The 25,359-nt window shown below is 55.9% G+C and carries 40 protein-coding genes; 4 read left to right on the plus strand and 36 right to left on the minus strand.

Annotated elements, in window-relative coordinates:
* Window positions 1-3 precede the first annotated feature (3 nt).
* Window positions 4-438: a DUF4149 domain-containing protein gene (locus ET418_RS15855; protein ID WP_149309261.1), complete on the plus strand. Its 435-nt coding sequence runs from the start codon at window positions 4-6 to the stop codon at window positions 436-438.
* Window positions 439-471: 33 nt separating this feature from the next.
* Window positions 472-759, plus strand: coding sequence for a hypothetical protein (locus ET418_RS15860; RefSeq protein WP_149309262.1), 288 nt, complete (start codon window positions 472-474; stop codon window positions 757-759).
* A 13-nt stretch (window positions 760-772) separates the two neighbouring features.
* Here ET418_RS15860 and ET418_RS15865 read toward each other — a convergent pair whose 3' ends face one another.
* Window positions 773-1,024: a hypothetical protein gene (locus ET418_RS15865; protein WP_149309264.1), complete on the minus strand. Its 252-nt coding sequence runs from the start codon at window positions 1,022-1,024 to the stop codon at window positions 773-775.
* A 337-nt stretch (window positions 1,025-1,361) separates the two neighbouring features.
* Here ET418_RS15865 and ET418_RS15870 point away from each other — a divergent pair, with 337 nt between their 5' ends.
* Window positions 1,362-2,546: an MFS transporter gene (locus ET418_RS15870; RefSeq protein WP_149309266.1), complete on the plus strand. Its 1,185-nt coding sequence runs from the start codon at window positions 1,362-1,364 to the stop codon at window positions 2,544-2,546.
* 38 nt (window positions 2,547-2,584) lie between these two features.
* On the opposite strand, the gene ET418_RS15875 is transcribed toward ET418_RS15870, so the two are convergent.
* The 4 genes from ET418_RS15875 to ET418_RS15890 form a co-directional block, all read right to left on the minus strand.
* On the minus strand, window positions 2,585-3,958 hold the full coding sequence (locus ET418_RS15875; RefSeq protein ID WP_149309268.1) for a sigma-54-dependent transcriptional regulator: 1,374 nt from the start codon (window positions 3,956-3,958) through the stop codon (window positions 2,585-2,587).
* Between the two features lie 54 nt (window positions 3,959-4,012).
* On the minus strand, window positions 4,013-6,232 hold the full coding sequence (locus ET418_RS15880; protein WP_149309270.1) for a sensor histidine kinase: 2,220 nt from the start codon (window positions 6,230-6,232) through the stop codon (window positions 4,013-4,015).
* A gap of 63 nt (window positions 6,233-6,295) precedes the next feature.
* The gene (locus ET418_RS15885) at window positions 6,296-7,981 is read right to left on the minus strand and encodes an ABC1 kinase family protein (protein ID WP_149309272.1); all 1,686 of its coding nucleotides are present in this window, start codon (window positions 7,979-7,981) and stop codon (window positions 6,296-6,298) included.
* A gap of 270 nt (window positions 7,982-8,251) precedes the next feature.
* A complete protein-coding gene (locus tag ET418_RS15890) occupies window positions 8,252-8,548 on the minus strand; it encodes a phasin family protein (protein WP_149309274.1) in 297 nt (98 codons plus the stop codon).
* A gap of 275 nt (window positions 8,549-8,823) precedes the next feature.
* Here ET418_RS15890 and ET418_RS15895 point away from each other — a divergent pair, with 275 nt between their 5' ends.
* Entirely contained in the window at window positions 8,824-9,276 is a 453-nt protein-coding gene (locus ET418_RS15895; protein WP_149309276.1) for a YaaR family protein, read from the plus strand.
* A 101-nt stretch (window positions 9,277-9,377) separates the two neighbouring features.
* Here ET418_RS15895 and rplQ read toward each other — a convergent pair whose 3' ends face one another.
* The 31 genes from rplQ to tuf all read right to left on the minus strand — a co-directional run.
* Window positions 9,378-9,908 (minus strand): 50S ribosomal protein L17, encoded by a 531-nt coding sequence (gene rplQ, locus ET418_RS15900; protein WP_149309278.1) that lies wholly within the window; start codon window positions 9,906-9,908, stop codon window positions 9,378-9,380.
* A 39-nt stretch (window positions 9,909-9,947) separates the two neighbouring features.
* Window positions 9,948-10,970: a DNA-directed RNA polymerase subunit alpha gene (locus ET418_RS15905; protein ID WP_149309280.1), complete on the minus strand. Its 1,023-nt coding sequence runs from the start codon at window positions 10,968-10,970 to the stop codon at window positions 9,948-9,950.
* Between the two features lie 75 nt (window positions 10,971-11,045).
* Complete coding sequence (rpsD, locus tag ET418_RS15910; protein WP_149309282.1) at window positions 11,046-11,672, minus strand: 30S ribosomal protein S4; 627 nt, start codon at window positions 11,670-11,672, stop codon at window positions 11,046-11,048.
* Between the two features lie 30 nt (window positions 11,673-11,702).
* Window positions 11,703-12,098, minus strand: a complete 396-nt coding sequence (gene rpsK / locus ET418_RS15915) for a 30S ribosomal protein S11 (protein ID WP_149309284.1) — start codon at window positions 12,096-12,098, stop codon at window positions 11,703-11,705.
* A gap of 25 nt (window positions 12,099-12,123) precedes the next feature.
* Complete coding sequence (gene rpsM / locus ET418_RS15920) at window positions 12,124-12,492, minus strand: 30S ribosomal protein S13 (protein ID WP_149309286.1); 369 nt, start codon at window positions 12,490-12,492, stop codon at window positions 12,124-12,126.
* A gap of 22 nt (window positions 12,493-12,514) precedes the next feature.
* Window positions 12,515-12,628 (minus strand): 50S ribosomal protein L36, encoded by a 114-nt coding sequence (gene rpmJ / locus ET418_RS15925; protein ID WP_149209915.1) that lies wholly within the window; start codon window positions 12,626-12,628, stop codon window positions 12,515-12,517.
* 22 nt (window positions 12,629-12,650) lie between these two features.
* Complete coding sequence (gene map / locus ET418_RS15930; RefSeq protein WP_149309287.1) at window positions 12,651-13,397, minus strand: type I methionyl aminopeptidase; 747 nt, start codon at window positions 13,395-13,397, stop codon at window positions 12,651-12,653.
* Window positions 13,384-14,046, minus strand: a complete 663-nt coding sequence (locus ET418_RS15935; protein ID WP_149309289.1) for an adenylate kinase — start codon at window positions 14,044-14,046, stop codon at window positions 13,384-13,386. The genes map and ET418_RS15935 overlap by 14 nt, the downstream gene beginning before the upstream one ends.
* A gap of 1 nt (window position 14,047) precedes the next feature.
* Entirely contained in the window at window positions 14,048-15,355 is a 1,308-nt protein-coding gene (gene secY, locus ET418_RS15940) for a preprotein translocase subunit SecY (RefSeq protein ID WP_149309291.1), read from the minus strand.
* Window positions 15,355-15,798: a 50S ribosomal protein L15 gene (rplO, locus tag ET418_RS15945; protein WP_149309293.1), complete on the minus strand. Its 444-nt coding sequence runs from the start codon at window positions 15,796-15,798 to the stop codon at window positions 15,355-15,357. The genes secY and rplO overlap by 1 nt, the downstream gene beginning before the upstream one ends.
* A gap of 14 nt (window positions 15,799-15,812) precedes the next feature.
* Complete coding sequence (gene rpmD, locus ET418_RS15950) at window positions 15,813-15,992, minus strand: 50S ribosomal protein L30 (protein WP_149209910.1); 180 nt, start codon at window positions 15,990-15,992, stop codon at window positions 15,813-15,815.
* A 20-nt stretch (window positions 15,993-16,012) separates the two neighbouring features.
* Entirely contained in the window at window positions 16,013-16,501 is a 489-nt protein-coding gene (rpsE, locus tag ET418_RS15955; RefSeq protein WP_149309295.1) for a 30S ribosomal protein S5, read from the minus strand.
* 20 nt (window positions 16,502-16,521) lie between these two features.
* The gene (gene rplR / locus ET418_RS15960; protein ID WP_149309296.1) at window positions 16,522-16,887 is read right to left on the minus strand and encodes a 50S ribosomal protein L18; all 366 of its coding nucleotides are present in this window, start codon (window positions 16,885-16,887) and stop codon (window positions 16,522-16,524) included.
* Between the two features lie 19 nt (window positions 16,888-16,906).
* The gene (gene rplF, locus ET418_RS15965) at window positions 16,907-17,446 is read right to left on the minus strand and encodes a 50S ribosomal protein L6 (RefSeq protein ID WP_149309298.1); all 540 of its coding nucleotides are present in this window, start codon (window positions 17,444-17,446) and stop codon (window positions 16,907-16,909) included.
* 26 nt (window positions 17,447-17,472) lie between these two features.
* Window positions 17,473-17,871 (minus strand): 30S ribosomal protein S8, encoded by a 399-nt coding sequence (gene rpsH / locus ET418_RS15970; protein WP_149309300.1) that lies wholly within the window; start codon window positions 17,869-17,871, stop codon window positions 17,473-17,475.
* Window positions 17,872-17,912: 41 nt separating this feature from the next.
* Window positions 17,913-18,098 (minus strand): type Z 30S ribosomal protein S14, encoded by a 186-nt coding sequence (locus tag ET418_RS15975; protein ID WP_149309302.1) that lies wholly within the window; start codon window positions 18,096-18,098, stop codon window positions 17,913-17,915.
* 17 nt (window positions 18,099-18,115) lie between these two features.
* On the minus strand, window positions 18,116-18,655 hold the full coding sequence (gene rplE / locus ET418_RS15980) for a 50S ribosomal protein L5 (protein WP_149309304.1): 540 nt from the start codon (window positions 18,653-18,655) through the stop codon (window positions 18,116-18,118).
* 21 nt (window positions 18,656-18,676) lie between these two features.
* Window positions 18,677-19,003 (minus strand): 50S ribosomal protein L24, encoded by a 327-nt coding sequence (rplX, locus tag ET418_RS15985; protein WP_149309306.1) that lies wholly within the window; start codon window positions 19,001-19,003, stop codon window positions 18,677-18,679.
* 19 nt (window positions 19,004-19,022) lie between these two features.
* Complete coding sequence (rplN, locus tag ET418_RS15990) at window positions 19,023-19,391, minus strand: 50S ribosomal protein L14 (RefSeq protein ID WP_149209902.1); 369 nt, start codon at window positions 19,389-19,391, stop codon at window positions 19,023-19,025.
* A 17-nt stretch (window positions 19,392-19,408) separates the two neighbouring features.
* Window positions 19,409-19,666 carry a 30S ribosomal protein S17 gene (gene rpsQ / locus ET418_RS15995; RefSeq protein WP_149209901.1) on the minus strand — a complete coding sequence of 86 codons (258 nt, stop codon included), beginning with the start codon at window positions 19,664-19,666 and terminating at the stop codon, window positions 19,409-19,411.
* 10 nt (window positions 19,667-19,676) lie between these two features.
* Complete coding sequence (gene rpmC / locus ET418_RS16000; RefSeq protein ID WP_149309308.1) at window positions 19,677-19,865, minus strand: 50S ribosomal protein L29; 189 nt, start codon at window positions 19,863-19,865, stop codon at window positions 19,677-19,679.
* A complete protein-coding gene (rplP, locus tag ET418_RS16005) occupies window positions 19,855-20,277 on the minus strand; it encodes a 50S ribosomal protein L16 (protein WP_149309310.1) in 423 nt (140 codons plus the stop codon). The genes rpmC and rplP overlap by 11 nt, the downstream gene beginning before the upstream one ends.
* Before the next feature lie 33 nt (window positions 20,278-20,310).
* Entirely contained in the window at window positions 20,311-20,943 is a 633-nt protein-coding gene (rpsC, locus tag ET418_RS16010) for a 30S ribosomal protein S3 (RefSeq protein WP_149209898.1), read from the minus strand.
* A 19-nt stretch (window positions 20,944-20,962) separates the two neighbouring features.
* Complete coding sequence (rplV, locus tag ET418_RS16015; RefSeq protein WP_149309312.1) at window positions 20,963-21,298, minus strand: 50S ribosomal protein L22; 336 nt, start codon at window positions 21,296-21,298, stop codon at window positions 20,963-20,965.
* 15 nt (window positions 21,299-21,313) lie between these two features.
* Window positions 21,314-21,592, minus strand: a complete 279-nt coding sequence (rpsS, locus tag ET418_RS16020; protein ID WP_149309314.1) for a 30S ribosomal protein S19 — start codon at window positions 21,590-21,592, stop codon at window positions 21,314-21,316.
* A gap of 22 nt (window positions 21,593-21,614) precedes the next feature.
* The gene (gene rplB / locus ET418_RS16025) at window positions 21,615-22,439 is read right to left on the minus strand and encodes a 50S ribosomal protein L2 (RefSeq protein ID WP_149309316.1); all 825 of its coding nucleotides are present in this window, start codon (window positions 22,437-22,439) and stop codon (window positions 21,615-21,617) included.
* Between the two features lie 22 nt (window positions 22,440-22,461).
* A complete protein-coding gene (locus ET418_RS16030) occupies window positions 22,462-22,746 on the minus strand; it encodes a 50S ribosomal protein L23 (RefSeq protein WP_149209894.1) in 285 nt (94 codons plus the stop codon).
* Entirely contained in the window at window positions 22,743-23,366 is a 624-nt protein-coding gene (gene rplD, locus ET418_RS16035; protein ID WP_149309318.1) for a 50S ribosomal protein L4, read from the minus strand. The genes ET418_RS16030 and rplD overlap by 4 nt, the downstream gene beginning before the upstream one ends.
* Before the next feature lie 21 nt (window positions 23,367-23,387).
* A complete protein-coding gene (gene rplC / locus ET418_RS16040; protein ID WP_149309320.1) occupies window positions 23,388-24,017 on the minus strand; it encodes a 50S ribosomal protein L3 in 630 nt (209 codons plus the stop codon).
* A gap of 28 nt (window positions 24,018-24,045) precedes the next feature.
* The gene (gene rpsJ / locus ET418_RS16045) at window positions 24,046-24,354 is read right to left on the minus strand and encodes a 30S ribosomal protein S10 (RefSeq protein WP_149209891.1); all 309 of its coding nucleotides are present in this window, start codon (window positions 24,352-24,354) and stop codon (window positions 24,046-24,048) included.
* Between the two features lie 18 nt (window positions 24,355-24,372).
* On the minus strand, window positions 24,373-25,359 hold a 987-nt coding region (gene tuf, locus ET418_RS16050), incomplete at its 5' end, for an elongation factor Tu (RefSeq protein ID WP_149309322.1).

The raw sequence follows: 25,359 nt of genomic DNA on the forward strand, positions 1-25,359 counted from the left end.
GCCATGCAGATCGCAGCCATACTCTACCGCCTGTCGATCACCTTCTGGACCGGCGGGATCGCCCTGTTCACCTTCATCCTGACGCCGATGCTCTTCAAGGCTCTCTCCCGGGACCAGGCGGGCCAGATCGTTGGCATACTCTTCCCGGGATATTTTCGCTGGGGCTTGGCCTGCGGCGCCATCGCCCTCGCCTGCCGGCTCGTCATGCGCAATAACGCGCTCGTGCCGGCCTGTCTGCTGGTCGTCATGCTGGCCCTTACCTCGATGCAGGCCTTTTCCATCGAACCGCGGGCCGCTGCCCTCAAACGACAGATACCGTCCTTCGACACAACCCCCAAGGAACATCCGCTCCGAAGGGAGTTTGCAAAACTGCACGGCATCTCGGCCGTGTGCAATCTGACGGTTGTGGCCGGCGGCATCGTTCTGGTGTTGTTGTAATTTCAAAACGTGACTGAAAAGGAGTGATAAGGAATGGGCATCGTCGTCAAGGCATCCGACTTGAAGTTCAAATATCCGAAGGACCTGCAAAACCGCGAGGAGCCGAAGTTCAGCGGCATACCGGATTCGACCCCCTTCAACCGGGACGACCTCTACGATATCCTCCCCATGATGGAGGCGGTCATGGATGCCCTGGAAAGCAGTGACGGCCAGGTGCTGCATCTCTTAGAGGATATCCTCAACGAGATGCCGCGCTTCTTCGTCACGCGTGAAGAGGTGTATACCTGTCTTCTGGAAACGGCTCGGGAACGCCACACCTAGCCGCCCTCCTTCGTCACGAGCAGGAGGCGCAACCGGATGCGGTACACGACGATGCGCACCCCTTCTGCTTGACCGGCGGCACCCCTCCCTGCTCCTTGAGGCGCTCCAGGGACGCCCTGGCGATCAGCCAGGAGCCGTCTTCCCTCTCGACCCCTTCCAGGGTTCCCTCCCGCAGCAGCATCAGCAGCCTGAGGCCGGTAGTGGCAAGTTCTTCCGCCGCCTCATCAAACGCCATCATCGTGGCCTGTTCTTCTGTCCCGTTCATGCCGCCTCCCCGCAACTTCCGTTCTGGTTCGAATGTGGTCCACTCGAAACAGATTCACAGGGCGTGCCAGCGGACAGCACTACCGTAACCATCAGGTATAATTGAGTTTGATCATAACGCCGGCCGATAGTGATGCGAAACGGTCCCGAAACTGCCGCTTGTTCAGGCAGCATGCCCTGTTTCCGGGCGGCAACCGTGACCGGTTTCCGTATTGAATCAAGAGCGTTAAAGCGCTACCATGCAAACAGAAACAGCGTGGTAAACGTCTGAGCAGTCCCCTCCCGGCAAGGGAGGAGGGGCGATTCAAGCCCACGCCAGAACCCATCGGGGGCCTCCCATGTTCAGCGGTATCAGCGCCAATGTCCTCATGCTCGGCCTGGTCAGCTTCCTGACCGATGTCTCCAGCGAGATGATCTATCCCCTGCTCCCCCTGTTCATCACCGGGGTGTTGGGCGCCGGGCCGGCCTTTCTGGGGATGATCGAGGGAATCGCGGAATCCACGGCAGCGCTTTTGAAACTGGTGTCGGGCATCGCCTGCGACCGTATCCGGGGACGCAAGGGGCTCGTCCTGGCCGGCTACACCCTGTCGTCCCTGTCGCGCCCCCTGATCGCCCTGGCCGCCACCCCCCTCGCCGTTCTCGTCGTACGCTTTTCCGACCGGGTCGGCAAGGGTATCCGCACCTCCCCCCGGGATGCGCTGATCGCCGACTCCACCGCTGCCGCCATGCGCGGCAAGGCCTTCGGCTTTCACCGCTCCCTCGACCACGCCGGCGCCATTGTCGGCCCCCTGCTGGCAACCGCCCTCATGGCGTGGTTCGTCAGCGACCTGCGCACGGTCTTCTGGCTGGCCGCCATTCCCGGCATCCTGGCCGTGGCCCTGATCGTCTTCAAGGTGCACGACGTGGCGCACCCGGTCTCTACCGGAAGCATTTCACCGGTAAAGATGGCTCCGCCCCGGCGCATCAGGGGCTACCTGCTGATCCTGTTGCTCTTTACCCTGGGCAACTCCTCCGATGTCTTCCTGCTCCTGCGGGCGGGGCAGTTGGGCGTGACGCCGGCCCGCATACCGCTCCTGTGGACCTTTTTCCACGTCGTCAAGATGTCCTCGGCCATGCCCTTCGGCACCCTGTCCGACCGGATCGGCCGGCGCGGGATGATCGTCGCCGGCTGGGCGGTCTATACGACAGCCTATGCCGGCTTTGCCCTGGCTGCATCGGAGTTGCATATCTGGCTCTTGTTTGCCTGGTATGGGCTGTTCTACGGCATGACCGAGGGGGCGGAAAAGGCCTATCTGACGGATCTGGCGAAACCCGAGGAGCGGGGGAACGCCTTCGGGTGGTACAACTGTGCCGTGGGGGTCGGCGCCCTCCCCGCCAGCCTCCTGTTCGGCATGATCTGGCAAAAGGTCTCGCCCCAGGCGGCGTTCGGCTTCGGGGCCGGCCTGGCGTGCCTGGCGGCCCTGTGCCTGCTCGCCTGGGCGCCCCCCTCCCCTGCCCATAAAACAACGGCGCCAGAACCGTGATGGGCTCTGGCGCGGTATGTCCGTGTCGTGTTCCGAAACTATTTCCTGACGTCGATCCCGTAGCTCTTGATCTTCCGGTGCAGATTGCTCCGCTCCAGTTCGATGACCTCGGCGGTGCGGGAGATGTTCCAGTCGTTTTCCTCCAGCCTGTGAATGATAAACTCCCGCTCGAATCCCTCCCGGGCCTCCCGCAGGGTCGCCATGGGCTGCCCTCCGTCCGGCCGATGGTCGGGAACGTCGGGCAGAGGTTGGGTTCCGCGCAGCTCGGGGACATCGGCCCCGGTAATGGCCCGGCCCGGGGTCATGATCAGGATGCGCTCCACGATATTCTTCAACTCCCGCACATTGCCGGGCCAGTCGTACCGGGCGAGCAGGCCGAGGGCCTCGGGCTGGAAGGTCTTGGGCTCGCGCCCCTCCCGCCGGTAGAACTGGGCGACAAAATACTGCACGAGCAACGGGATATCCTCACGCCGCTCCCGCAAGGCGGGGACCCGGAACGGCACCACATTCAGGCGGTAATAGAGATCCTCCCGGAACCTGCCCAGGCTGATCTCCTCGTCCAGCGCCTTGTTGGTGGCGGCAATGATCCTCACATCCACCGTCACCAGCCGGGTGCCGCCGACCCGTTCGAAACAGCGCTCCTGGATGATCCGCAGCACTTTTGCCTGGGTCCTGAGCGACATGTCGGCGATCTCGTCCAGAAACAGCGTGCCGCCGTCGGCCAGGTCGAATTTGCCCTTTTTCTGGGCGGTTGCGCCGGTGAAGGCGCCCTTCTCGTGGCCGAACAGTTCGCTCTCGATCAACTCTTCCGGTATGGCGGCGCAATTGATGGCGACAAAGGGCCGGTCGTGACGCGGGCTGTAATAATGGATCGAGCGCGCCGCCAGCTCCTTGCCGGTGCCGTTTTCCCCGGTCACCAGCACCGAGGCGGTCGTGGGGGCGACCCGCACGATCTGTTCGCGCAGTCGGGCCATCACCGGGGCGGAACCGATCATCTCGTACTCATTGGCTACCACCCGCTTGAGCTCTTCGTTCTCCACGCTCAGATCCTTCATGCGCAGGGCGTTCACCACGCTGATGAGCACCTTGTCCAGGGACAGCGGCTTCTCGATGAAATCGAACGCGCCGAGCTTGGTGGCGCGGACCGCCGTTTCGATGGTGCCGTGTCCCGAGATCATGATTACCGTGATCTGGGGGAAGAGGGCCTTGAGCCTCTCCAGCGTCTCCAGGCCATCCATGCCCGGCATCCATATATCCAGGAGCACCAGGTCGGGCAACTCCTGCTGGGCGCACTCCAGGGCCTCGACGCCGCCCTCCGCCGTAAGCACCGTATACCCCTCGTCCTCCAGGATACCGGTCAGGGATGTTCTGATATCCTTTTCATCATCGACAATGAGAATTGTTTTCGACATGCGTTACTCCTCAACATTCAGTAAGGTATTGATCCTGCCGCGGCGGTACTCCCGTTATGCCGCCGGCAGTTCCACGACAAAGCAGGCGCCCCGCGGATGGTTGTCCTTGATCCGCACGAAGCCGCTGTGATCGGTGACGACACTGCTGACAATGGCCAGCCCGAGGCCGGTGCCCGACTTTTTGGTGGAAAAATAGGGTTCGAACAGGCGCGGCTTGTCCTCGGGCGCTATGCCGGGGCCGGTGTCGGCAACGGAGAATGACGCCATCTTCAGTTCGGTGTCATAGCTGCTGCTGATCGCCACCATCCCCTGCTCTTCCATGGCAGCCACGGCGTTCTCCAGCAGGTTGATGATCACCCGCTTGATCTGGTCCCGGTCGATCTTGAGCAGGGGCAGCTGCCCGTCCGGCTCGAACTGGAACGCCACGCCCCGGTGGGCCTCCTGATAGAGGGTCAGGGTCTCGCGGATCAGGGCATTGAGATCGTTGGGCTCCGGCTGGATCGCCGGCATGCGGGCGAAATTGGAGAACTCGTTGACCAGGTTCTTCAACTCATCCACGGATTTGATGATCATTTCGGTGCACTCGTCAAAGACCGTCTCATCGCCGCTGAAACGGGACAGATAGCGTTTGCGCAGGCGCTGGGCCGAGAGCTGGATCGGGGTCAGGGGGTTCTTGATCTCATGGGCGATGCGCCGGGCCACCTCGCGCCAGGCCGCCATGCGCTGGACCTTCATCATCTGGGTCATGTCGTCCAGCACCAGCACCGTCCCCAGAATGACCCCCGCCTCGTCACGCAGCATGGTGAGGTGCAGGTGCAGGGCCAGGCGGGAGCCCTGGATATCCAGAAAGATCTGCCGGCTGACGGTATCCTGCTTCGAGAGCGCCAGGTCCCGCACCACCTCCTTGACGATCTCCAGATGTTTCTCCCGCAGCACGTCCCGGAAATTCCGCCCCAGCACCTTGCCGGTGTTGATGTTCAGGAGGCGCTCGGCGGACTTGTTGATGGTGGTCACCACGCCGGCCTTGTCAACCGAGATCACCCCGGCTGCCACGTTGCGCAGCACGATCTCCATGTACTGCCGGCGCTCTTCGATCTCCTGGTTGATGCGGGACAACTCCTGGTTGGAGGTATTGAGCGCCCGCTGCTTGCCGCGCAGGTCCTCGGTCATGCGGTTGAAGGACTGGATGAGCATGCCGATCTCGTCGGCCGAATAGGATTCGATGTGGATGTCCAGATTGCCGTCCGCCACGGCGCGCGTGGCGTCCACCAGGTCCTGCAGCGGTTTGGTCATGCTGTTGGCCAGATAGACCCCCATCCAGTAGGCGAAGAACACGATGACCGCGGTAATGAGGAACAGAGTGGCGATATAGCCGGTCCGGATCGGATTCTTCATGATCTTGAGCTGGCGGAACTCGTGATAGGAACCGGTGATCTCCTTCATCTTGTTGACCAGCGAATAGGGGACGTAGTAGTTGACCACCACGACCCCCACCACGTCCTTCTGGTTCCAGGTGGAGTAGACCGGAACGATGCCCCGGATCAGGTCGGCCTTGCCGGCCTGATTGATGCGCGTCAGCTCCTCCCCCACCAGGCCGCGTTTGATATCTTCGGAGGCGGGGTTGGTGAATTCGCTCTGGGGCACGTTGGGATTGGAGGAGCGGACCAATTCCTCCCGCTGGGCCGAGTAGACCTCCACCACCCCCAGGTTGTACTCCTCCTGCTTTTGCCGGATCAGCTCCTTGAGCCGGGGCAGGTTGTCCTCGTTGAGCAGCTTCTGGGACTTGATGAAGGAGCTGATCTGGCGGCCGTAATAGAGCGAGTTGGAGGCCGAATTTTTGTAGTAGGTCTGGGCGACCTCCAGGGATTCGCTGAGGGAAGTCTCGACTTGGGCGTTGAACCAGTTATGGACCGTATTGTTGATGAACCCGGCAGCGGCGAAGAAGAGCAGCATGGTGGGCACCAGGGACAAGCCGACGAACGAGAGCACCAGTTTGGTGCGCAACCGCTTGGCAAAGGGATTGGTGCGGCTCTCAACAAAGAGCTTCACCACGTTGCGGCAGACCAGGTACACCAGCAGGATGACCAGCATGACGACGACGTTGATGACGCCGAAGATGGCGATGTTGCTTCCCATGGGCGCGTCGGCGCTCAACTGGGTCAGGTGCATCTCCGTCCTGGTGAGAAAGATGATCAGGATGATCGCCAGGATAATGACGACCGCCTCGCGTATCCGCTTTCGCCGTTCATAGTTTGTCAGTTTTTGGGATTCCATTCCAGACGATTCCACCTTGGGGTCCATGTCTGCGCATGGCTTGTTTCTTCTGCGTGCCGCCTGCTACAACCTTCCCGAGCGGATGATGCCGTAGACCCACCAGAGCCCGATCAACCCGGCCGCCGTGTACCCCAGGAAGGCCAGTGCCGGCAGGCCGAACAGTTGCGGCCCCCGCTCGATCTGCATGATGATCGACGAGCCGATGATCAGGGCCGCCAGGATGAGGCTGGACGAGAGGCGGTTGATGGAACGGTCGAAATCGGCGGTAAACTTATCCAGCCCCCGGTGTTCCAGGTCGATCTTGAACTTGTTGCGATTGACCCGATTGATGAGTTCCTTGAGATCACGGGGGAGGTTGCGGGCCAGACTGAGATACGACGCCACAACCGCATTGATGTCGTGGGCGACGCGCCGGGGCGACATGCGCCGGCGGATGGCCTTCTCCATGAAGGGACGCAGATGCTCCACCATATTGAAGGCCGGATCCAGGGAGCGCCCCATCCCCTCGATGATGATCAGCGATTTTGCCAAAAGCATCAGATCGGGCTGGATGCGGATGCTGTACAGGGTGATGATCTCGATGAACTCCATCAGCATCCGCCCGACCTCGATCTCTTTGAGCGGGATCTCATAGTAGCTGTCGATGAAGTTCGAAAGGTCCCGTTTCAGGGCGCGCACGTCGAGGCTGTCGGAGATATCGCCGGCAAAAAGCAGCAGGGAGACGACCTGATCCATATCCCGGTTGACGATCGCCAGCAGGATATCGCTCAGGAAGGTTCGGAGTTCTTCATCCAACCGCCCCACAATGCCGTAGTCCAGCAGGCAGATGATGTTGCCCGGCAGGATCATGACGTTGCCGGGATGGGGGTCCCCATGGAAAAAGCCGTGTTTGAGCACCATCTCCAGGAAGGCGTCGGCGCCCCGTTGGGCGATAATCCTCCGGTCGAGTCCACCACGTTCCAGCCTGTCGAGATCCGAGACCTTGATGCCGTTCACATACTCGAGGGTCAGTACCCCCCGGGCGCTCTGCCCCCAATAGACATGGGGAAAATGCAGCCACCCGGTCTGGGCAAAATTGTCCCGGATCTTCTCGATGGTGTGCCCCTCGCGGGTGAAGTCCATCTCCCGGCGGATCGTGCGGGCGAATTCGCGCACCACGCCCACCGGGTCGTAGATCTCGCTGCCGGATACGTGGCGCTCGGCCAGTTGGGCCAACGACATCAGGGCGCCGATATCCGCCTCGACCAATTCGACCACGCCGGGACGGCGGACCTTGATCACCACCTGCTCCCCCGTCAACAGGCGGGCGCGGTGCACCTGGGCGATGGACGCCGCCGCCAGCGGTTCCGGGTCGATCTCGGCAAAAAAGTCGTGTATCGGGCCATGCAGTTCACGCTCGACCTGGGCCGTCAGTTCGGCAAATGAGAAGCTGGGGACCTGGTCCTGGAGCTTTTCAAACTCCCGCACAAAGGGGGCGGGAATGATATCGGGCCGTGTGGAGAGCAGTTGCCCCAGCTTGACGAAGGTCGGCCCCAACTCCTCCAGGGCCAGGCGCATCCGTTCGGCGGCCGAGAGACGGGCGATATCCACGACGTCATGACGCAAAAACCGCCTGCCCCGGGCCGCGATATCGCTCAAACCGATCGCCTCCAGGGCGTGGTCGAAGCCATAGGCGGAGAGGACGCGGGCGATATTCCAGTAGCGGCGGATGCTGCGGATATTCCGGTTAATTTTGAAAAAAGAGAGCATGGGCCATTCCCATCGACAGATTTCGGCTATCCCTCAGCATGCCACGAGAAGCACGGCACCATCCCCCTGCCGGGTTTAACATCACGGATTTCAAGCAGGCCTATTCAATCCAGAAAAAGTCAGTTCACCACAAAGACACAAAGGTCACAAAGCTACACAAATAATAATTTCTGTTAGTTATATGATTTGAGTGAAGACATTTTCGCCGCTACCCCTGTTAATTCTTTGTGCTCTTTGTGCCTTTGTGGTGAATAACTATCGTCTTTAGGTTCATTCGTTGTTGCGGGCTTCCAACTCCTGCACCCTGGCGACCAGACGTTCATACTCATCGCGCGAGACCAGCCCGAGCTTGTCCACCACCTTACGGACCTCGGTCTCCGCCATCTCCCTGATCTTGTCTTTGCTCTCCTGGGCGATGCCTTGAACCCGGTCAACAAAACTCCGCCCTTCGTCCTCGCTGACCTTGTACTTTTCTTTCATCTCGTTTACCAGCTCTTCGGCCTTTTTCTGGGTGATGGCAGCGGCCCCGATAGCGGTCATAACCGTCTTTTCCAATAAATCCAGCATGCTCAGCCCTCCTTGTCTCCTGACGTGTAAAGCTCGGCAACGGCTGCAAGCATATCACAAGCAGCAAACGATGCAAATGTGATTGTTGCATTTTTGCCGCAATTGCCTCTGAGGCGGAGAGTATGGTATGGTAGCGGACAAGCGCGAGGGGCGCCGAGTTGCAAGCGAAACAACGAGGGGGAGGCGACGGAGGCGTGCCTGACAGCGCGCTGAGGAACCGACGACGAAAGCCGACAACGTAACAGTTTGATTGCGGTGTGGCAGGAGAGGTGTGAATGCGGATCAGGGATGCAGTGGCAACACCGGGGCTCGGAAAACAGAGCAAGAATTCACCCACCATGAAGAGTGGTGCCGCTACCAGTTCGCTCTTCGCAGCTGAGTTGACCAACCAACAGTTCGATATGACATCGTATGAGCAGGAGGTGGAGAACCTGCGCCAGGAAATAGGAATAGTGGGCGACAAACTGGCCAATGAGCCGACCCTGCCCAACTTCAAACGTTTCCGCGACCTCCTGAGCCAACTGGCCAAAAGGATTTCCAATGAGGCCTATCGCCTGGAAAAGATCGGGGGGACGCCGCAGAACCCGCGCACTTTTGAGATCATCACGGTCATCAACGCGGAGGCGGACAAACTCTACAATCTCATCCTTACGGACAACCGGGACAATATGGCCATCACCGCCAAGGTCATCGGCATCAAGGGGCTGGTGGTCGACCTGATAACCTGATAATGCAGCGGGCCGAAATGGTTGGCGCGACAAACAGAAAGAGGCAAGGGATATCCCCCTTGCCTCTTTCTAGTAACATAATGTACGGGAGCAGCAGGCGCTTAGTCGGCCTTGGCTTCGCACACCTCTTCCGGTTCCACGATCGTGGTCTGAACGGCAGCCGGTTCGGTTGCAGCTTCGGCAGCAGCGGCAGGGGCCGCCTTCTTGGCCGCAGGCTTACGGGCAGGTGCCTTGGTCGCCTTCGGAGCAGTCGCCGGAGCCTTCGCGCTCTTCATCTCTTCCTCCACCAACTCGATCAAAGAGATCGGAGCGGTGTCTCCCTGGCGAATACCCAGTTTTATGATGCGCGTATAGCCACCGGGGCGGTCCTTGTAACGCGGAGCAATAGCCGAAAACAGCTTCGTCACGACGGACTTTTCACGGATATATGATGCAGCCTGCCGCTGGGCATGCAGATCGCCACGTTTGCCAAGAGTGATCATCTTTTCGGCAACGGAGCGTATTTCCTTTGCCTTGGCATCGGTTGTCGTGATCTTTTCATGGTTCAAGAGCGAGGTGACCATATTCCGGAACATCGCTTCGCGATGGCTCGTTTTCCTGCCAAGTCTCCTGCCCGCTTTGTTATGACGCATAACGCATTCCTTTCTGAAACGAGTGGCTAATCCTGGGTATTACTCTTCTTCCTTCTTTTCGCCACGCAGGCGGCGCATGATCTCCGGATCGGGGAATTCATCCAGCTTCATGCCGAACGTCAGCCCCATATCGCTGAGAATGTCTTTTATCTCATTCAGTGATTTGCGACCGAAGTTCTGGGTCTTCAGCATCTCTGCCTCGGACTTGGAAACCAGCTCGCCGATCAACTTGATGCCTGCGTTTTTAAGGCAGTTGGCCGACCGCACCGAAAGTTCCAGTTCATCCACCGTGCGGTACAGGTTTTCGTTGATCTTATCCTTCTCTTCCTGGGACTCTTCAACCTGGTCCGGTTCCGACTCTTCGTCGAAATTGATGAAGATGCTCAGCTGTTCCTTCATGATCTTGGCGGCATAGGCCACCGCGTCTTCGGGATTCGCACTGCCATCGGTCCAGACTTCGAGGGTCAGCTTATCGTAATCCGTCATCTGGCCGACACGGGCGTTGGATACGTTGAAGTTAACCTTCTTGATGGGCGAATAGATGGCATCGATGGGGATGGTGCCCACCGGGGCCTTTTCATCGCGGTTACGATCGGCCGGGACATAGCCCTTGCCCATCTTGACCGTCATCTCGATCTCGAGATTGGCATCCTTGCCACAGGTCAGGATGTGGTGTTCGGGATTCATTACTTCTACGGAATGACCGACGAGGATATCGCCCGCCGTAATGATTCCTTCCCCTTTATGTACGATTCGTATGGTCGCCTGGTCAGCGGTATGCAGCTTGAGCCGCACGCCTTTGAGATTCAGGATGATATCGGTAACGTCCTCGGTCACGCCTTGAATAGTGGAGAATTCGTGTAAAACGCCCTTGATGCGGACCGAAGTTATGGCCGCACCCTGGAGGGTTGACAGGAGAATCCTGCGCAAAGAGTTACCGAGTGTGGTGCCAAACCCACGTTCAAAAGGTTCGGCGTAAAACTTACCATATGTATTTGAAAGAGATTCTTTTTCGACTTGGAGCTGTTTTGGCCTGATCAGATCTCGCCAATTTTTATACATTACAACCTCCTCCGGAGGATTAGTGTCCGGTCATGGACATGAGGCGCGAGACGCGCCGCGCAGGTCTCCCGGGAATTACTTCGAGTAAAGCTCGACGATCAGCTGTTCCTGGATCGGGGTCGTAACATCTTCACGAACCGGCAGGGTCTTGATAAGGCCCTTGAAGGCATCGCGATCAAGCTCGACCCACTGGGGAACACCACGCCGCACGACCGCTTCCAAAGAATCGGTGACAGCAACGATCTTCCTGCTCTTCTCACGGAGTTCGATGACATCGCCCACCTTGAGCTGAATGGAGGGGATATTCACCTTGCGGCCGTTGATGGTGAAGTGACCGTGACGGACAAGCTGACGCGACTCAGTACGGGAAGAGGCAAATCCCAGACGATAAATCACATTATCAAGACGCCGCTCAAGCAGGGACAGCAGGTTTTCACCGGTAACCCCTTTCATGCGGTCAGCTTCCTGAAAGTATGCACGGAACTGTTTTTCCAAAATGCCGTAAATACGACGGACCTTCTGCTTCTCACGAAGCTGCACGCCGTAATCAGAGGTTTTTGAACGGCCTTGGCCATGCTGCCCCGGGGGATAATTGCGGCGCTTGATGGCGCACTTATCCGTGTAGCAGCGTTCCCCTTTCAGAAACAATTCCATGTTTTCTCTTCTGCACAGACGGCATGAAGGTCCTGTATAACGAGCCAATGAAAACCTCCTTGATATGAATGACGCGAGTTAAACTCTTCTACGTTTAGGGGGGCGACAACCGTTATGGGGAATCGGTGTCACGTCCTTGATGAAACTGATCGCAAAGCCTGCGGCCTGAAGGGCGCGAAGGGCGGACTCACGGCCGGAACCGGGACCCTTGACATACACCTCGACACTGCGCATGCCGTGCTCCTGGGCTTTTTTCACGCAATCCTCGGCAGCGATCTGAGCGGCAAAGGGCGTACTCTTGCGGGAGCCCTTGAAACCTTTGGCGCCGGCAGTGGACCAGGCCACGACGTTGCCGACCGGGTCGGTGATCGTGATGATCGTATTGTTGAATGTCGCCTGGATATGGGCAACACCGTTGGATATATTTTTACGTTCCTTCTTCTTGCGTACGACTTTCTTCGCAGGACTTGCCATTCGAATTCTCCAGAGCTAAATGGGATTATTTCTTTTTGCCGGCCACGGTGCGGGCAGGACCTTTACGCGTACGGGCATTGGTCTTGGTGCGCTGGCCGCGGACAGGGAGGCCTTTTCTGTGACGAAGGCCGCGATAACAGCCAAGATCCATGAGCCGCTTGATATTCATCGAGATATCACGCCGGAGATCCCCTTCGACCTTGCAGTTGCGGTCGATTTCGTCACGAATACGGGAGACTTCGGCTTCAGTCAGCTTGTCCGTGCGGGTGTCGGGATCTATCTGTGTGGAGGCAAGGATCCGTTCTGCTGCCGAGTTACCGATACCATAGATATAGGTGAGAGCAATAACGATCCGTTTGTTTTTTGGTAAGTCAATACCTGCAATACGTGCCAATTGAAAATCCTCCTTTAGTTACTCACCCTTGACGCTGAGAATGCTTAGGGATGTCACAGATAACACGAACCACACCCTTGCGTTTGACAATCTTGCATTTGTCACAAATCTTCTTAACCGATGCTCGTACTTTCATATTACTCCCCTTCACGTGCTTGCTAAATGCGTGTCAGAATATCAGGACCCTTATCGGTTATAGCAACCGTGTGTTCAAAATGCGCTGAAAATCCGCCGTCGCGTGTGATGGTCGTCCAGCCGTCTTCAAGCACCTCGACCTCATACGACTTTTCATTGACCATGGGCTCTATCGCCAGCACCATGCCCGGCTTGAGTCTTACTCCGGTGCCCGCGGCGCCGAAGTTGGGCACCTGCGGTTCCTCATGGAGTTTCCTGCCGATGCCGTGTCCGACAAAATCACGTACGACAGAAAATCCTTGTGCCTCGACGTGCGCCTGAACCGCGTGGGAAACGTCGCCCAACCTGCCGCCGGCCACCGCCTTGTCTATGCCGGCATAGAGAGACTCTTCCGTCGCCTTAAGCAGCGTGTTGATACGTGCCGGCACCGTTCCCACCGGGATGGTCAGGGCGGAATCGCCATAAAACTCGTTGTACAGGACACCAAAATCAAGGCTGATAATATCCCCCTCTTTCAAGGGCGTTTTAGTTGGCATCCCGTGCACGACCACATCGTTGGGGGAGCAGCATAAAGCGCTGGGGTATTTGCAGTACCCCTTGAAAGCGGGCTTTGCCTTGCGGCGTCGGGTTTCGGAATCGGCAAACTCATCAAGTTCTGCGGTTGTTACCCCCGGCTTTACCCGTTCGCGGAGCAGGAGGAGTATTTCAGCAACCATCTTGCAGGCGTCTCGCATCTTCTCAATCTCACGAGGAGATTTAAGGACGATCACCGGCGCTGCCTTTCAATAGAGAACATATCTGCCCCTGAATGTCCTGGATCGTACCGTTGCCGTCAATATGACGCATCAAGCCCCGCTGCTCAAAATACTCTTTAAGCGGTGAGGTCTGCTCACGATACACATCCAGACGGTTCTGAACCGTTTCCACACGGTCGTCATTGCGCTGAATCAGCGCGGAACCGCATGCGTCGCAGATTCCGGCAACCTTCGGCGCATCGTAGGCCACATGATACCCCTTGCCGCACGAAGGACAGGTACGCCTGCCGGAAAGCCGCTGAACGATCTCGGCGCTGTCCACATCGAGGGAGATTACGTGATCGATGTGCTTGCCCAGCCCACCCAGCAACGAGGTAAGGGCATCAGCCTGGGGCGTCGTACGCGGAAAACCGTCAAGAATAAAACCATCACGACAGTCCGACTCAGAGATCCGCTCCTTGACCAGCCCGAGAACAATCTCGTCGGAAACGAGCCCACCGGCATCCATGATCGACTTGGCGGCTACGCCGAGCGGCGACTGCGCCTTGACGGCGGCACGAAGCATGTCGCCGGTCGAAATCTGGGGAATACCGAAGTGCTCAACAATAAACTGTGCCTGGGTACCTTTACCGGCCCCCGGAGGGCCAAACAGGATGACATTCATCCTATTTTCTCCCCCTGATTTTGACGCCCTTCAAGAACCCCTCGTAATTGCGGGTAATGAGGTGCGACTCGATCTGGGCGACCGTATCCATGCCAACGCCAACCGCAATCAACAGGGCGGTCCCTCCAAAGTAGAACGGGAGATTGAACTTCCCGATCAAAATCGAGGGCAACACGCACACAAGTGATATGTAGATGGCACCGGCAAACGTGAGTCGCGTCAAGACGCTGTCCATAAAGTCAGACGTTTCTTTACCCGGCCTGATACCAGGAATATAGCCGCCATGCTTTTTGACATTCTCGGCAACATCTACCGGGTTGAATGTTACAGCCGTGTAGAAATAACAGAAGAAGACGATGAAAGCAACAAAAAAGAGATCATAAACCAAATTGCCCGGCGTTAAACTTTTGGCCGCCTTCTGCACCCAGGGTACATTGATGAAGTTGGCTACCGTTGCCGGAAACATGATGATTGATGATGCAAAGATCGGTGGTATGACGCCCGCCATATTCACCTTCAACGGGAGATGGGACGTTTGGGCGTTGAATGTCTTCAACCCCACCACCCGTTTGGCGTAGTGGATGGGAAGACGGCGCTGCCCGCGCTCCACGAAGACGATGGCGGCAATAACAACGAACATCAGAGCAAGCACAAAGATGAGCACGAACAGGGACAGTTGTCCGGCGTTCAGCAGCCTGACGGTGTTGCTCAGTGCCGTCGGAATCCTGACGACGATCCCGGCAAAGATGATCAGGGAGATACCGTTACCGATCCCTTTTTCGGTCATCTGCTCACCAAGCCACATGATAAATGCCGTACCGGCAGTGAGGGTAATGACCGTCATCAGGCGGAAGCTCCAGCCCGGGTTGGGGACAACCAGTTCGCCGGCAGGGCCGCGCATGCTCTCCAGACCGATGGCAATACCGAGACCTTGCACAAAACTGAGCACGATCGTGCCATAGCGGGTATACTGGATGATCTTCTTGCGGCCGGACTCCCCTTCCTTCGAGAGTTTTTCTATGGCCGGAACCACAACCGTCAGCAGTTGGAAGATGATCGACGAAGAGATGTACGGCATGATGCCCAGGGCAAATACCGTCAAACGTTCAAGTGCACCACCAGAAAACATATCGAACATGCCGAGGAGCGTTCCCTGGGCCTGCTTGAAAAAATGCGCCAGCGCAAGTCTATCGATACCGGGTGTGGGTATGTGACAACCGACACGATAGACAGCCAACATCCCCAAGGAAAAAAGCACACGTTTCTTCAACTCGGGGATCTTGAAAATATTCTGGAGTGCGTCGAACACTAGGCCTTCTCCTCGACAGATCCGCCTGCGGCAACAATTTTCTCTTTGGCGGATTGGCTGAATTTATTGGCAGTGACCTTAAGAGATTTCGTAATATCGCCGTTACCAAGAATCTTGACCAGACCGTTGGTGCCCTTTATCAGGCCCTTAGCCGCAAGCGCCGTGGCATCCACTTCAGCGCCAGCCTCGAATATGTCGAGTTGGCTGAGGTTCACCACAGCATACTCAACACGCTCAAGAGGCGTAAAACCACGCTTCGGCAATCTGCGCTGCAAAGGCATCTGGCCGCCTTCGAAACCGGCTTTGATGCTGCCGCCGGAACGGGCCTTCTGTCCCTTGTGGCCCTTTGTGGCGGTCTTGCCATGCCCGGAACCGGTGCCGCGACCGATGCGTTTCCTATCTTTTGTCGATCCCAGTGCGGGTCTCAGTGTGTTCAAATCCATATATTCCACCCCTTTTACTTCGTCACTTTCAGCATGTGGCCGACTTTATTGATCATACCCTGTACTTCCGGGGAGTCGGGCCGGGTAACTGTCTGGTTGAGACGGGAAAGGCCGAGGCCGGCGACGATATCGCGATGCTTCTTGGTTTTCCCGATAGTGCTCTTAATGAGTGTGATTTGCAACGTGCTGCTCATGGTATCCTCACTTCAATCGATTATTCGGTTATTCCACGGCGTGCGGCGATCTCTTCAGGGGTCTTCAACCGCTCAAGGCCAGCGAAAGCGGCCTTCACCACATTGTGGGGGTTGTTGGAGCCAAGGCATTTGGAAAGGATGTTATTGATGCCGGCGGCCTCAAAAATGGCGCGCGCTGCACCGCCGGCGATAACGCCCGTACCAGCGGATGCAGGCTTCATCAGAAGCCGGCCGGCTCCGAACCTACCTTCAATTTCAAAAGGTATGGTCTGATGCTGGTTGACCGGTACCTTGATAAGGTTTTTCTTTGCCTGCTCGACACCCTTCCGGATTGCCTCGGGTACTTCGTTCGCCTTGCCAAGGCCATAACCGACATGGCCATTACCGTCACCTACCACGATCAGGGCAGAAAAGCTGAAACGACGACCACCTTTAACAACTTTGGCAACGCGGCTGATGTGAACAACACGGTCCGTGAGATTCAGTTCCGCTGGATTGATTCTGCTCAATGAAAGCCTCCTCGTATGCTTTAGAAACGAAGCCCGGCTTCGCGGGCTCCGTCAGCAAGTGCCTTGATTCTGCCGTGGTACAGAAAACCGTTACGGTCGAATACCACTGATGAAATACCTTTTTCGATGGCCAAGCGGGCGACTTCCTTACCAACATGGGTAGCCGCAGCAACGTTGCCCGTATAAGCAAGCTCTGCAGAGTCGGAAGTAAGGGTTGAACAGGCAACCAAGGTTACACCCTTTGTATCGTCAATCAGCTGGGCATAGATATGGCGTGCGCTCTTGAAGACGTTCAGACGGGGGCGCTCGCTGGTGCCACGAACCTTTTTACGGACACGGACTTGGCGTTTGAGACGGATGATGGTTTTAAGTGCGGTCTTTGCCACAGAAATCTCCTTATAAAGACTATTTCTTACCGGTCTTGCCGGCTTTTCTCAAGATAGTCTCGTCAGCATACTTAACGCCTTTACCCTTGTAGGGTTCGGGAGCGCGGAATGATCTGATCTTGGCGGCGGTCTGCCCCACCAGTTCTTTGTCTGCACCCTTGACGGAAACCTTGGTCATCTTGTCAACATCGATGACAATGCCTTCCGGGATCGGGAAATTTATCGGATGGGAGTAGCCGAGAGCCATAACAAGCTCTTTCCCCTTAACCTCGGCACGATAGCCGACGCCGTTGATCTCAAGATCGGTCTGAAAGCCCTTGGTCACACCAACAACCATATTGTTGATCAGGGTGCGGGTCAGGCCGTGAGCTGCGCGTGCAGCGGTGCTCTCGTCATTTCTGGTGACTTCTATCGAGCTTTCGCCGACATTGATCGTGACGCAGGACATTACCTGGCGAGCCAGCTTACCATTGGGCCCCTGTACGGAAACCAGCGTATCATCCAGAACGACCTTTACCCCTTTGGGTATCTCTATGGGGAGTTTCCCTATTCTCGACATCTCTGCATACTCCTTGATCGCAATGTTTACCAAATGGTACAGATAAGCTCACCGCCGACGCCGGCCTGACGGGCGGCATTGTCGGTAATAATCCCCTTGGATGTTGACAGGATGGCAACACCGATACCGTTCTTGACGACAGGGATATCCTCAGACTTCGAGTAAACCCGGCCACCCGGTTTACTGACGCGTTTGATCTCGTTGATCACGCTATCCTTCTCGTCAATATACTTCAGATAAATCCTCAGAACACCTTGAAGATTATCGGAAATAACCTTGTAATTTTTAATAAAACCTTCCTGCTTCAATACATTGGCTATATTGACCTTCAGGTTAGAGGAAGGGATATCGACCTTCTGCAGCTTGACCATATTTGCGTTGCGTATTCTGGTCAGCATATCTGCGATTGGATCTGTCATGGACATCGTGCGTGCACTCCTATCTAGTGTACTTCAAGTTCGATTGCTTACCAGCTGGACTTGATTACGCCGGGGATCTGGCCTATAGACGCATACTTGCGAAGACAAATCCTGCACATCTGGAACTTGCGATAATATGCTTTGGGTCTCCCGCAGACCGGGCAGCGGTTATGCTGGCGGACCTTGAATTTAGGCTTACGCTGCGACTTAATGATCATTGAGGTTTTTGCCACGGAATCCTCCAGTTATCTTAGTTCCTGAACGGCATGCCCAGGTACTTGAGAAGCGCTTTGCCTTCCTCGTCGGTTTTGGCGCTTGTTACGATCGTTATATTCATACCTTTGATCTTATCAATGGTGTCATAACTGATTTCAGGAAAAATAAGCTGTTCCTTGATGCCAAGGGTGTAATTGCCCTTGCCGTCGAATGCTTTGCCGGAAACGCCCTTGAAGTCGCGTACCCGGGGGAGCGCCACGTTCATGAGGCGGTCCAGGAATTCATACATGCGATCCCGGCGCAAGGTCACCATGCAACCGATCGGCATGCCCTGGCGCAACTTGAAGGTCGCGATGGACTTCTTGGCTTTGGTGATAACCGATTTCTGACCGGTAATGGCGTTCAACTCAACGGTGGCGGAGTCAAGGATCTTGACGTTCTGGATGGCTTCACCAAGGCCCATATTGACAACGACCTTCTCGATGTGCGGAACTTCCATTATGTTCTTATAATTGAAATCCTTGCGCAGCTTCGCAATGATTTCGTTATCATATAATTCCTTTATACGGGCCATGGTAATGGTATCTCCTTCGAACTATTTCTCAATGGAAGCGCCGCATTTAACGCAGTTCCGTTGTTTCTCGCCATTTTCCAGCACCGTGGTTTTGGTCCTGACAGGCTTGGCGCACTTGGGACAATAGGGCATGACATTGGAGATGTGGATCGCGGCTTCTTTCTCCTTGATGGTGCCCGCCTCGTTGCCGCGTGCCTTCACATGGCGCTTGACAAGGTTGAGCCCCTCAACGATCACACCATTCTTTTTGGGCAGCAATTTAAGAACTTTGCCGGTCTTGTTCTTTTCTTTGCCGGCAACAACCATTACGGTATCGCCCTTGCTGACATGAGATTTCATGGCTTGCATCTACGTTCTCCGATTCAGATTAAAGTACTTCCGGTGCGAGGGAAATGATCTTCATGAATTTCTTGGCGCGCAGTTCTCTGGCAACAGGGCCGAAGATACGCGTTCCCACAGGCTCTTTTTGGTTATTGATAACGACGCCGGAATTATCGTCGAAACGAATATATGAACCATCGGGACGACCGAGCGCTTTGGCGGTCCTAACGATAACCGCCTTGACGACATCACCCTTTTTCACCTTCGAGTTCGGCAAAGCTTCGCGGACAGAGGCCACGATGATGTCGCCTACCCCGGCATATTTACGTTTCGAACCGCCAAGCACCTTTATGCAAAAGAGCTTCTTGGCACCTGAATTATCGGCTACATCCAGTATTGATTGCATCTGTATCATTACTCGGTACCCCTGTCCTAAGAGATGCTTTCGATGATCTGCTTCAGGCTCCAGCGCTTATCCTTGCTCAGGGGGCGACATTCGATGATCTGAACGCGGTCGCCGACCTTGCAGACGTTCTGCTCGTCATGGACTTTGTACTTCACGCTGCGCTTGATATATTTGTTATAAAGTTGGTGCTTTACAAGACGGTCAACCTTCACGACAACCGTTTTTTCCATCTTGTCGCTCACCACGACACCTAACTGTGTTTTCCTGTGGCCACGTTCACTCATCAGTTGCTCCCTATGCCTTGCTCTCGGTAATAATGGTGCTGATCCGGGCAATATCTTTACGGATAGTCTTCAGCTTGGCGGTATTCTCGAGCCTGCCGGTGTGCAGTTGGAACGTGAGGTTGAACAGTTCCTGGGTGAGCTCACCATGTTTTTTCGACAGCTCGTCGGCCGACAGATTGCGCAACTCATTAGGCTTCATGGTCGCCTCCCCTTTGTATGAACTTGGTGGAAACGGGCAGTTTATGAGCGGCGAGTCGAAGCGCCTCGCGGGCAATCTCCTCAGTGACACCTTCCATTTCATAAAGAACGGTCCCTGGCTTGACAACGCATACCCAGGAATCGGGCGATCCTTTGCCCTTGCCCATCCTGGTCTCGGCAGGTTTCGCGGTCAACGGTTTGTCCGGAAACACGCGGATCCAGATCTTGCCACCCCTTTTAACATAACGGGTCATGGCGATACGGGCTGCCTCAATCTGACGGGAGTCCACCCAGCCGCATTCGGTTGCCTGCAGGCCGAACTCGCCGAAGGAGAGTTCGATACCGCGACACGGCTTGCCGGTCATACGGCCCTTCATCTGTTTTCTATGTTTTACCCTTTTAGGCATTAACATTGATGCATACTCCTGTAGCGCAAAATAAGGATGTTACTGACCGGGGAGAATTTCACCCTTAAAGATCAGAACTTTGATTCCAATGATGCCGTAGGTCGTCTTGGCTTCTGCGAACCCATAATCAATATCTGCACGCAGAGTATGCAGGGGAACGCGGCCTTCACGATACCATTCGGTGCGGGACATTTCAGCGCCGCCGAGTCGCCCGGAACAGGTGATCCTGATTCCCTTGGCCCCGAATTTGAGTGCGGATGTCACACTCTTCTTCATGGCGCGGCGGAAAGCGATCCGACGCTCAAGCTGGAGAGCCACGTTCTCGGCAACCAGTTGAGCATCCAGTTCGGGCTTGCGGACTTCGTGGATATTGATAAACACTTCCTTGGAAGTCAGTTTAGCCAAGTCCTTTTTGATCGTCTCGACCTCGGAGCCCTTCTTACCGATGATCAGGCCCGGCCGTGCGGTATGAATGTTGATCTTGGTCTTATTGGCCGCACGTTCGATTTCAATCTTGGAAACGCCGGAATTATACAGGCGCTTTTTCAGAAATTTCCGAATTGCCAGGTCTTCATGCAGATGCTTCGCATAGTCAGCTTCCGCATACCACTTGGAGTCCCATGTTTTAACGACACCAAGCCTGAAACCTATCGGATTAACTTTTTGTCCCAAACTACACCTCCAGGAAAAACTATTTCGTATCGGAAAGAGTAACCGCTATGTGGCTGGTCGGTTTGCGAATCTTGCTGGCGCGCCCCATGGCACGCGGCGTAAAACGCTTCAACACGGCACCGCCATCTACGTATATGGTCTTCACAAACAACTTATCAACGTCGGAGACACCCTTCTGCTCTGCATTGGCAACCGCAGACGTCAGCAGCTTGGAGATAAGCTTTGCCGAAGGTTGCGGAAGAAACCGCAACGTATTGAGTGCATCCTGTATTGCCTTACCCCTGACAAGATCCACCACCAGGCGAGTCTTACGAGGCGAAAGTCGTGCAAGTGTCAATTTTGCGCTGGATTCCATTTCAAACTCCCCTGATTACTTCTTGACTTTACTCTTCTTGTCGGCGGCATGGCCGTGAAACGTTCTCGTTGGTGAAAACTCGCCCAGTTTATGGCCAACCATATTCTCGGTCACAAAGACCGGAATGAACTTGCGGCCATTGTGGACGGCAAGACTGAGGCCGATAAAATCAGGCGTAATGGTTGAGCGACGCGACCATGTCTTGATGATTTTTTTCGAGTTGGGCCCTTCAGTTTGCACCTTTTTGATCAGGTGCCCATCTACGAAAGGTCCTTTTTTTATTGAACGTGCCATGATGTATCAGCCTCTCAACGTATTATTTGGTACGCTTCTTCACAATGAAGCGATCGGAAGACTTGTTGGTCCTGGTCTTGTAACCCTTGGTGGGGATACCCCAAGGAGTTACCGGGTGACGGCCACCGGAGGTGCGCCCTTCGCCACCACCATGAGGATGGTCAACCGGGTTCATGGCAACACCACGGACCTTGGGACGCTTGCCGAGCCAGCGTGAACGACCTGCCTTGCCCACGTTGACGTTCTCATGGTCGATGTTGCCGACCTGGCCGATGGTGGCGTAGCAATCCTGGAGGATCAAGCGCACTTCGCCTGACGGCAGCTTGATCTGGGAGTACTTGCCTTCCTTGGACATAAGCTGGGCAAAGGTGCCGGCGCTTCTGGCCAACTGAGCCCCCTTGCCGATCTTGAGCTCGATATTGTGGATGATCGTACCCAGCGGTATCGAACGGAGCGGCAGCGAGTTACCCGGCTTGATATCGGCCTCGGGACCGCTGATGACCGTATCGCCGACCTTGAGGTGGAGCGGCGCAAGGATATAGCGCTTCTCTCCGTCAACGTAGTTCAGCAGTGCGATACGTGCGCTACGGTTCGGGTCATACTCAATACTTGCCACTGTGGCCGGTATATTGCGTTTATCACGACGGAAGTCAATGATACGGTATTTCTGTTTGTGGCCGCCACCGATGTGACGTGCGGTAACACGGCCCAACGCGTTTCTGCCACCCGACTTCGTAAGTGAAACAAGAAGGGACTTCTCAGCCGTTGTCGTTGTAATCTCTTCAAAAGTCGAGCAGGTCTGGTGTCTGCGTCCTGCCGATGTTGGTTTATAACTCTTGATTCCCATTGTGAACCCCGAATACTAGTAATTAAACCTCAAAAAAATCTATGGACTGACCCTTCTGGAGGGTCACATAGGCCTTTTTCCAGTTGGAACGCTTGCCGAAATTCTTGCCGACGCGCTTTACCTTGCCGGCCACGTTGACGGTGCGGACATCGTCTACTTTGACCTTGAAGAGCGTTTCGACAGCCTGCTTGATCTCAATCTTGTTGGCATCTCTGTCAACGACGATGGAAACCGTGTTGGAGGTGTCGCTGCCAAGCGAAGTCTTCTCCGTGACGTGAGGCTTTTTTATAATGGAGTAAATGTTCATTTCTGCAACGCTCCTTCAACGGTCTGAACCGCATCCTGCGTGAAGATAATGTTCTTGTACTTCAGCATGTCGTGAACGTTCAGGGCGCTCACTTTCAGAAGCTTGACATGCGGTACGTTCCGCGCAGAAAGGTAGAGATTATTGCTTGGGCTATCGGTGACGATCAGGAACTTCTCAAGTTCGAACCGCTTCATGAAGCCGGCAAAATCCTTGGAAGAGATCTTGTCGAAATCGAGCTTGTCGAGCACCGTGATGCTTTCACTCTTGTACTGGAACGAAAGGAGCGAACAGAGTGCAGCGGCACGAGCCTTCTTGTTCATGCTCAGGCTATAGGTCTTGGGTTGCGGACCGAATGCAACACCACCGCCCGGGTACTGGGGAGCACGACTACAACCCTGACGGGCGTTGCCGGTTCCTTTCTGCTTGAAAGGCTTCTTGCCGCCGCCGGAAACGGCAGCACGGTTTTTCACCGCCACGGTTCCGGCTCTTCTGTTGGCAAGCTGGATCCGAAGTGCCTGGTGAATGAGATATTCTTTCACCTCAGTGCCGAAGACAGTGTCCGGCAATTGCACCTCGCCAACCTGCTGTTTGTTCATGTTATAAACCGCTATCGAAGGCATACTGTTACTCCCGATTAATTACTAAGCTTTGACACTCTGTTTGATGAGGACGATATTGTTGGCATGGCCAGGGATCGCCCCTTTGATCAACAGCAGGTTATCGGCAGAGACCACACGTACCACCTGGAGTCTCTGCACGGTTACACGTTCATTGCCCAACTGCCCCGGCATCTTCTTGTTCTTGAAGACATGGGACGGGGTGGCTGAAGCGCCGATGGAGCCGGGCGCCCGGTGGAAGCGCGAACCGTGGGAAGCACGTCCGCCCTTGAAGTTCCAGCGCTTGATGACACCCTGGAACCCCTTACCAATGCTTGTCCCGGTAACATCGACATAGTCGCCGGGCTGGAACTGGTCGAGGGTGAGGGTATCGCCAACATTCAGCTCGGCAGCGTTCGCAAGTTTGAACTCACGCAGGTATTTGAAGACCCCCTGGCCGGCTTTCGTACAATGCCCCAGGAGAGGCTTCGTGGTCTTGGTGGCGTTCACCGGCTCGAATCCAACCTGAACCGCCGTATAGCCATCGCTATCGGTGTTTTTTTTCTGAACGACGACGCAGGGGCCAGCCTGAACAACCGTAACCGGAACCTTGGTGCCGTCTTCCAGGAATATCTGGGTCATGCCCAGTTTTTTTGCGATGATACCTTTCTTCATAGCCATTCCTATTCAGTCGTATTAGCCGTTACAGTTTAATTTCAACGTCCACACCGGCGGACAGGTCCAGTTTCATCAGGGCATCCACGGTCTGCTGCGTAGGATCGAGAATGTCGATCAGACGTTTGTGGGTCCGAATTTCAAACTGATCCCGTGACTTTTTGTCAACGTGCGGTCCACGGAGAACGCAGTACTTATTGATGGTCGTCGGCAGCGGGATCGGTCCGGCCACGCGGGCTCCGGTCCTTTTCGCCGTTTCAACGATTTCGCCTACCGAAACGTCCAGCAACTTGTGGTCATATGCCTTAAGGCGGATTCTGATCTTCTGGCTCTGCATTGATATCCTCGTAACGTTTTATTCGATGATCGAGCTGACGACGCCGGCGCCAACGGTACGGCCACCTTCGCGGATGGCGAAACGCAAACCTTCGTCCATGGCGATCGGGGTGATCAGTTTCACAGTCATGGCAACGTTGTCGCCAGGCATGACCATCTCAATACCAGCGGGAAGTTCGGCTACGCCGGTCACGTCCGTGGTGCGGAAGTAGAACTGGGGACGATACCCGTTGAAGAACGGGGTATGACGACCACCCTCTTCCTTGGTCAGAACGTAGGCTTCGGCCTTGAACTTGGTGTGCGGAGTGATGCTGCCCGGCTTGGCAAGTACCTGGCCGCGCTCGATGTCTTCACGCTTGACACCGCGCAGCAGGGCGCCGATGTTGTCGCCGGCACGACCTTCGTCCAGCAGCTTGCGGAACATCTCAACGCCGGTTACCGTGGTCTTGGCGGTGGCTTTGATGCCGACGATCTCGACCTCTTCGCCGACCTTGACGATACCGCGCTCAACACGACCGGTGGCAACGGTACCACGACCGGAGATGGAGAAGACGTCTTCGACAGGCATCAAAAACGGCTTGTCGATGGCACGCTCAGGATTGGGGATGTAGGCATCGACTGCGTCCATCAGGGCAATGATGGCCGGCTCGGCCAGTTCGCCCTTCTCGCCGTTCAGCGCCTGGAGGGCCGAACCTTTGATGATGGGAATATCGTCACCCGGGAAGTCGTAGCTGGACAGAAGCTCGCGAATCTCAAGCTCAACCAGTTCCAGCAACTCGGCGTCATCCACCATGTCCGCCTTGTTCAGGAAGACGACGATGTAGGGAACGCCTACCTGACGTGCAAGCAGGATGTGCTCACGGGTCTGGGGCATGGGGCCGTCAGCGGCGGACACGACCAGGATGGCGCCGTCCATCTGCGCAGCTCCCGTGATCATGTTCTTGACGTAGTCGGCATGGCCCGGGCAGTCAACGTGGGCATAGTGACGCTTGTCGGTCTCGTATTC

It is taken from the genome of Oryzomonas rubra (assembly GCF_008369015.1).
Classification (GTDB): domain Bacteria; phylum Desulfobacterota; class Desulfuromonadia; order Geobacterales; family Pseudopelobacteraceae; genus Oryzomonas; species Oryzomonas japonica.

Excerpts from the sequence above, each read along its gene's own strand:
- ET418_RS15880 (WP_149309270.1), bottom strand. The coding sequence starts at position 6,232 with ATGGAATCCCAAAAACTGACAAACTATGAACGGCGAAAGCGGATACGC.
- ET418_RS15865 (WP_149309264.1), bottom strand. The coding sequence starts at position 1,024 with ATGAACGGGACAGAAGAACAGGCCACGATGATGGCGTTTGATGAGGCG.
- ET418_RS15860 (WP_149309262.1), top strand. The coding sequence starts at position 472 with ATGGGCATCGTCGTCAAGGCATCCGACTTGAAGTTCAAATATCCGAAG.
- rpsH (WP_149309300.1), bottom strand. The coding sequence starts at position 17,871 with ATGTCCATGACAGATCCAATCGCAGATATGCTGACCAGAATACGCAAC.
- ET418_RS15890 (WP_149309274.1), bottom strand. The coding sequence starts at position 8,548 with ATGCTGGATTTATTGGAAAAGACGGTTATGACCGCTATCGGGGCCGCT.
- rplD (WP_149309318.1), bottom strand. The coding sequence starts at position 23,366 with ATGCCTTCGATAGCGGTTTATAACATGAACAAACAGCAGGTTGGCGAG.
- rpsQ (WP_149209901.1), bottom strand. The coding sequence starts at position 19,666 with ATGAGTGAACGTGGCCACAGGAAAACACAGTTAGGTGTCGTGGTGAGC.
- ET418_RS15935 (WP_149309289.1), bottom strand. The coding sequence starts at position 14,046 with ATGAATGTCATCCTGTTTGGCCCTCCGGGGGCCGGTAAAGGTACCCAG.
- rpmC (WP_149309308.1), bottom strand. The coding sequence starts at position 19,865 with ATGAAGCCTAATGAGTTGCGCAATCTGTCGGCCGACGAGCTGTCGAAA.
- rplE (WP_149309304.1), bottom strand. The coding sequence starts at position 18,655 with ATGGCCCGTATAAAGGAATTATATGATAACGAAATCATTGCGAAGCTG.
- rpsJ (WP_149209891.1), bottom strand. The coding sequence starts at position 24,354 with ATGCAGAGCCAGAAGATCAGAATCCGCCTTAAGGCATATGACCACAAG.
- ET418_RS16030 (WP_149209894.1), bottom strand. The coding sequence starts at position 22,746 with ATGAACATTTACTCCATTATAAAAAAGCCTCACGTCACGGAGAAGACT.
- ET418_RS15870 (WP_149309266.1), top strand. The coding sequence starts at position 1,362 with ATGTTCAGCGGTATCAGCGCCAATGTCCTCATGCTCGGCCTGGTCAGC.
- rpmD (WP_149209910.1), bottom strand. The coding sequence starts at position 15,992 with ATGAGCAGCACGTTGCAAATCACACTCATTAAGAGCACTATCGGGAAA.
- ET418_RS15885 (WP_149309272.1), bottom strand. The coding sequence starts at position 7,981 with ATGCTCTCTTTTTTCAAAATTAACCGGAATATCCGCAGCATCCGCCGC.
- rplQ (WP_149309278.1), bottom strand. The coding sequence starts at position 9,908 with ATGCGTCATAACAAAGCGGGCAGGAGACTTGGCAGGAAAACGAGCCAT.
- rplB (WP_149309316.1), bottom strand. The coding sequence starts at position 22,439 with ATGGGAATCAAGAGTTATAAACCAACATCGGCAGGACGCAGACACCAG.
- rpmJ (WP_149209915.1), bottom strand. The coding sequence starts at position 12,628 with ATGAAAGTACGAGCATCGGTTAAGAAGATTTGTGACAAATGCAAGATT.
- rplX (WP_149309306.1), bottom strand. The coding sequence starts at position 19,003 with ATGCAAGCCATGAAATCTCATGTCAGCAAGGGCGATACCGTAATGGTT.
- rpsK (WP_149309284.1), bottom strand. The coding sequence starts at position 12,098 with ATGGCAAGTCCTGCGAAGAAAGTCGTACGCAAGAAGAAGGAACGTAAA.
- rplN (WP_149209902.1), bottom strand. The coding sequence starts at position 19,391 with ATGATACAGATGCAATCAATACTGGATGTAGCCGATAATTCAGGTGCC.
- ET418_RS15875 (WP_149309268.1), bottom strand. The coding sequence starts at position 3,958 with ATGTCGAAAACAATTCTCATTGTCGATGATGAAAAGGATATCAGAACA.
- ET418_RS15855 (WP_149309261.1), top strand. The coding sequence starts at position 4 with ATGCAGATCGCAGCCATACTCTACCGCCTGTCGATCACCTTCTGGACC.
- rplC (WP_149309320.1), bottom strand. The coding sequence starts at position 24,017 with ATGAAGAAAGGTATCATCGCAAAAAAACTGGGCATGACCCAGATATTC.
- rplF (WP_149309298.1), bottom strand. The coding sequence starts at position 17,446 with ATGTCGAGAATAGGGAAACTCCCCATAGAGATACCCAAAGGGGTAAAG.
- rplV (WP_149309312.1), bottom strand. The coding sequence starts at position 21,298 with ATGGAATCCAGCGCAAAATTGACACTTGCACGACTTTCGCCTCGTAAG.
- rplO (WP_149309293.1), bottom strand. The coding sequence starts at position 15,798 with ATGGATTTGAACACACTGAGACCCGCACTGGGATCGACAAAAGATAGG.
- rpsS (WP_149309314.1), bottom strand. The coding sequence starts at position 21,592 with ATGGCACGTTCAATAAAAAAAGGACCTTTCGTAGATGGGCACCTGATC.
- ET418_RS15905 (WP_149309280.1), bottom strand. The coding sequence starts at position 10,970 with ATGTATAAAAATTGGCGAGATCTGATCAGGCCAAAACAGCTCCAAGTC.
- rplP (WP_149309310.1), bottom strand. The coding sequence starts at position 20,277 with ATGTTAATGCCTAAAAGGGTAAAACATAGAAAACAGATGAAGGGCCGT.
- ET418_RS15895 (WP_149309276.1), top strand. The coding sequence starts at position 8,824 with ATGCGGATCAGGGATGCAGTGGCAACACCGGGGCTCGGAAAACAGAGC.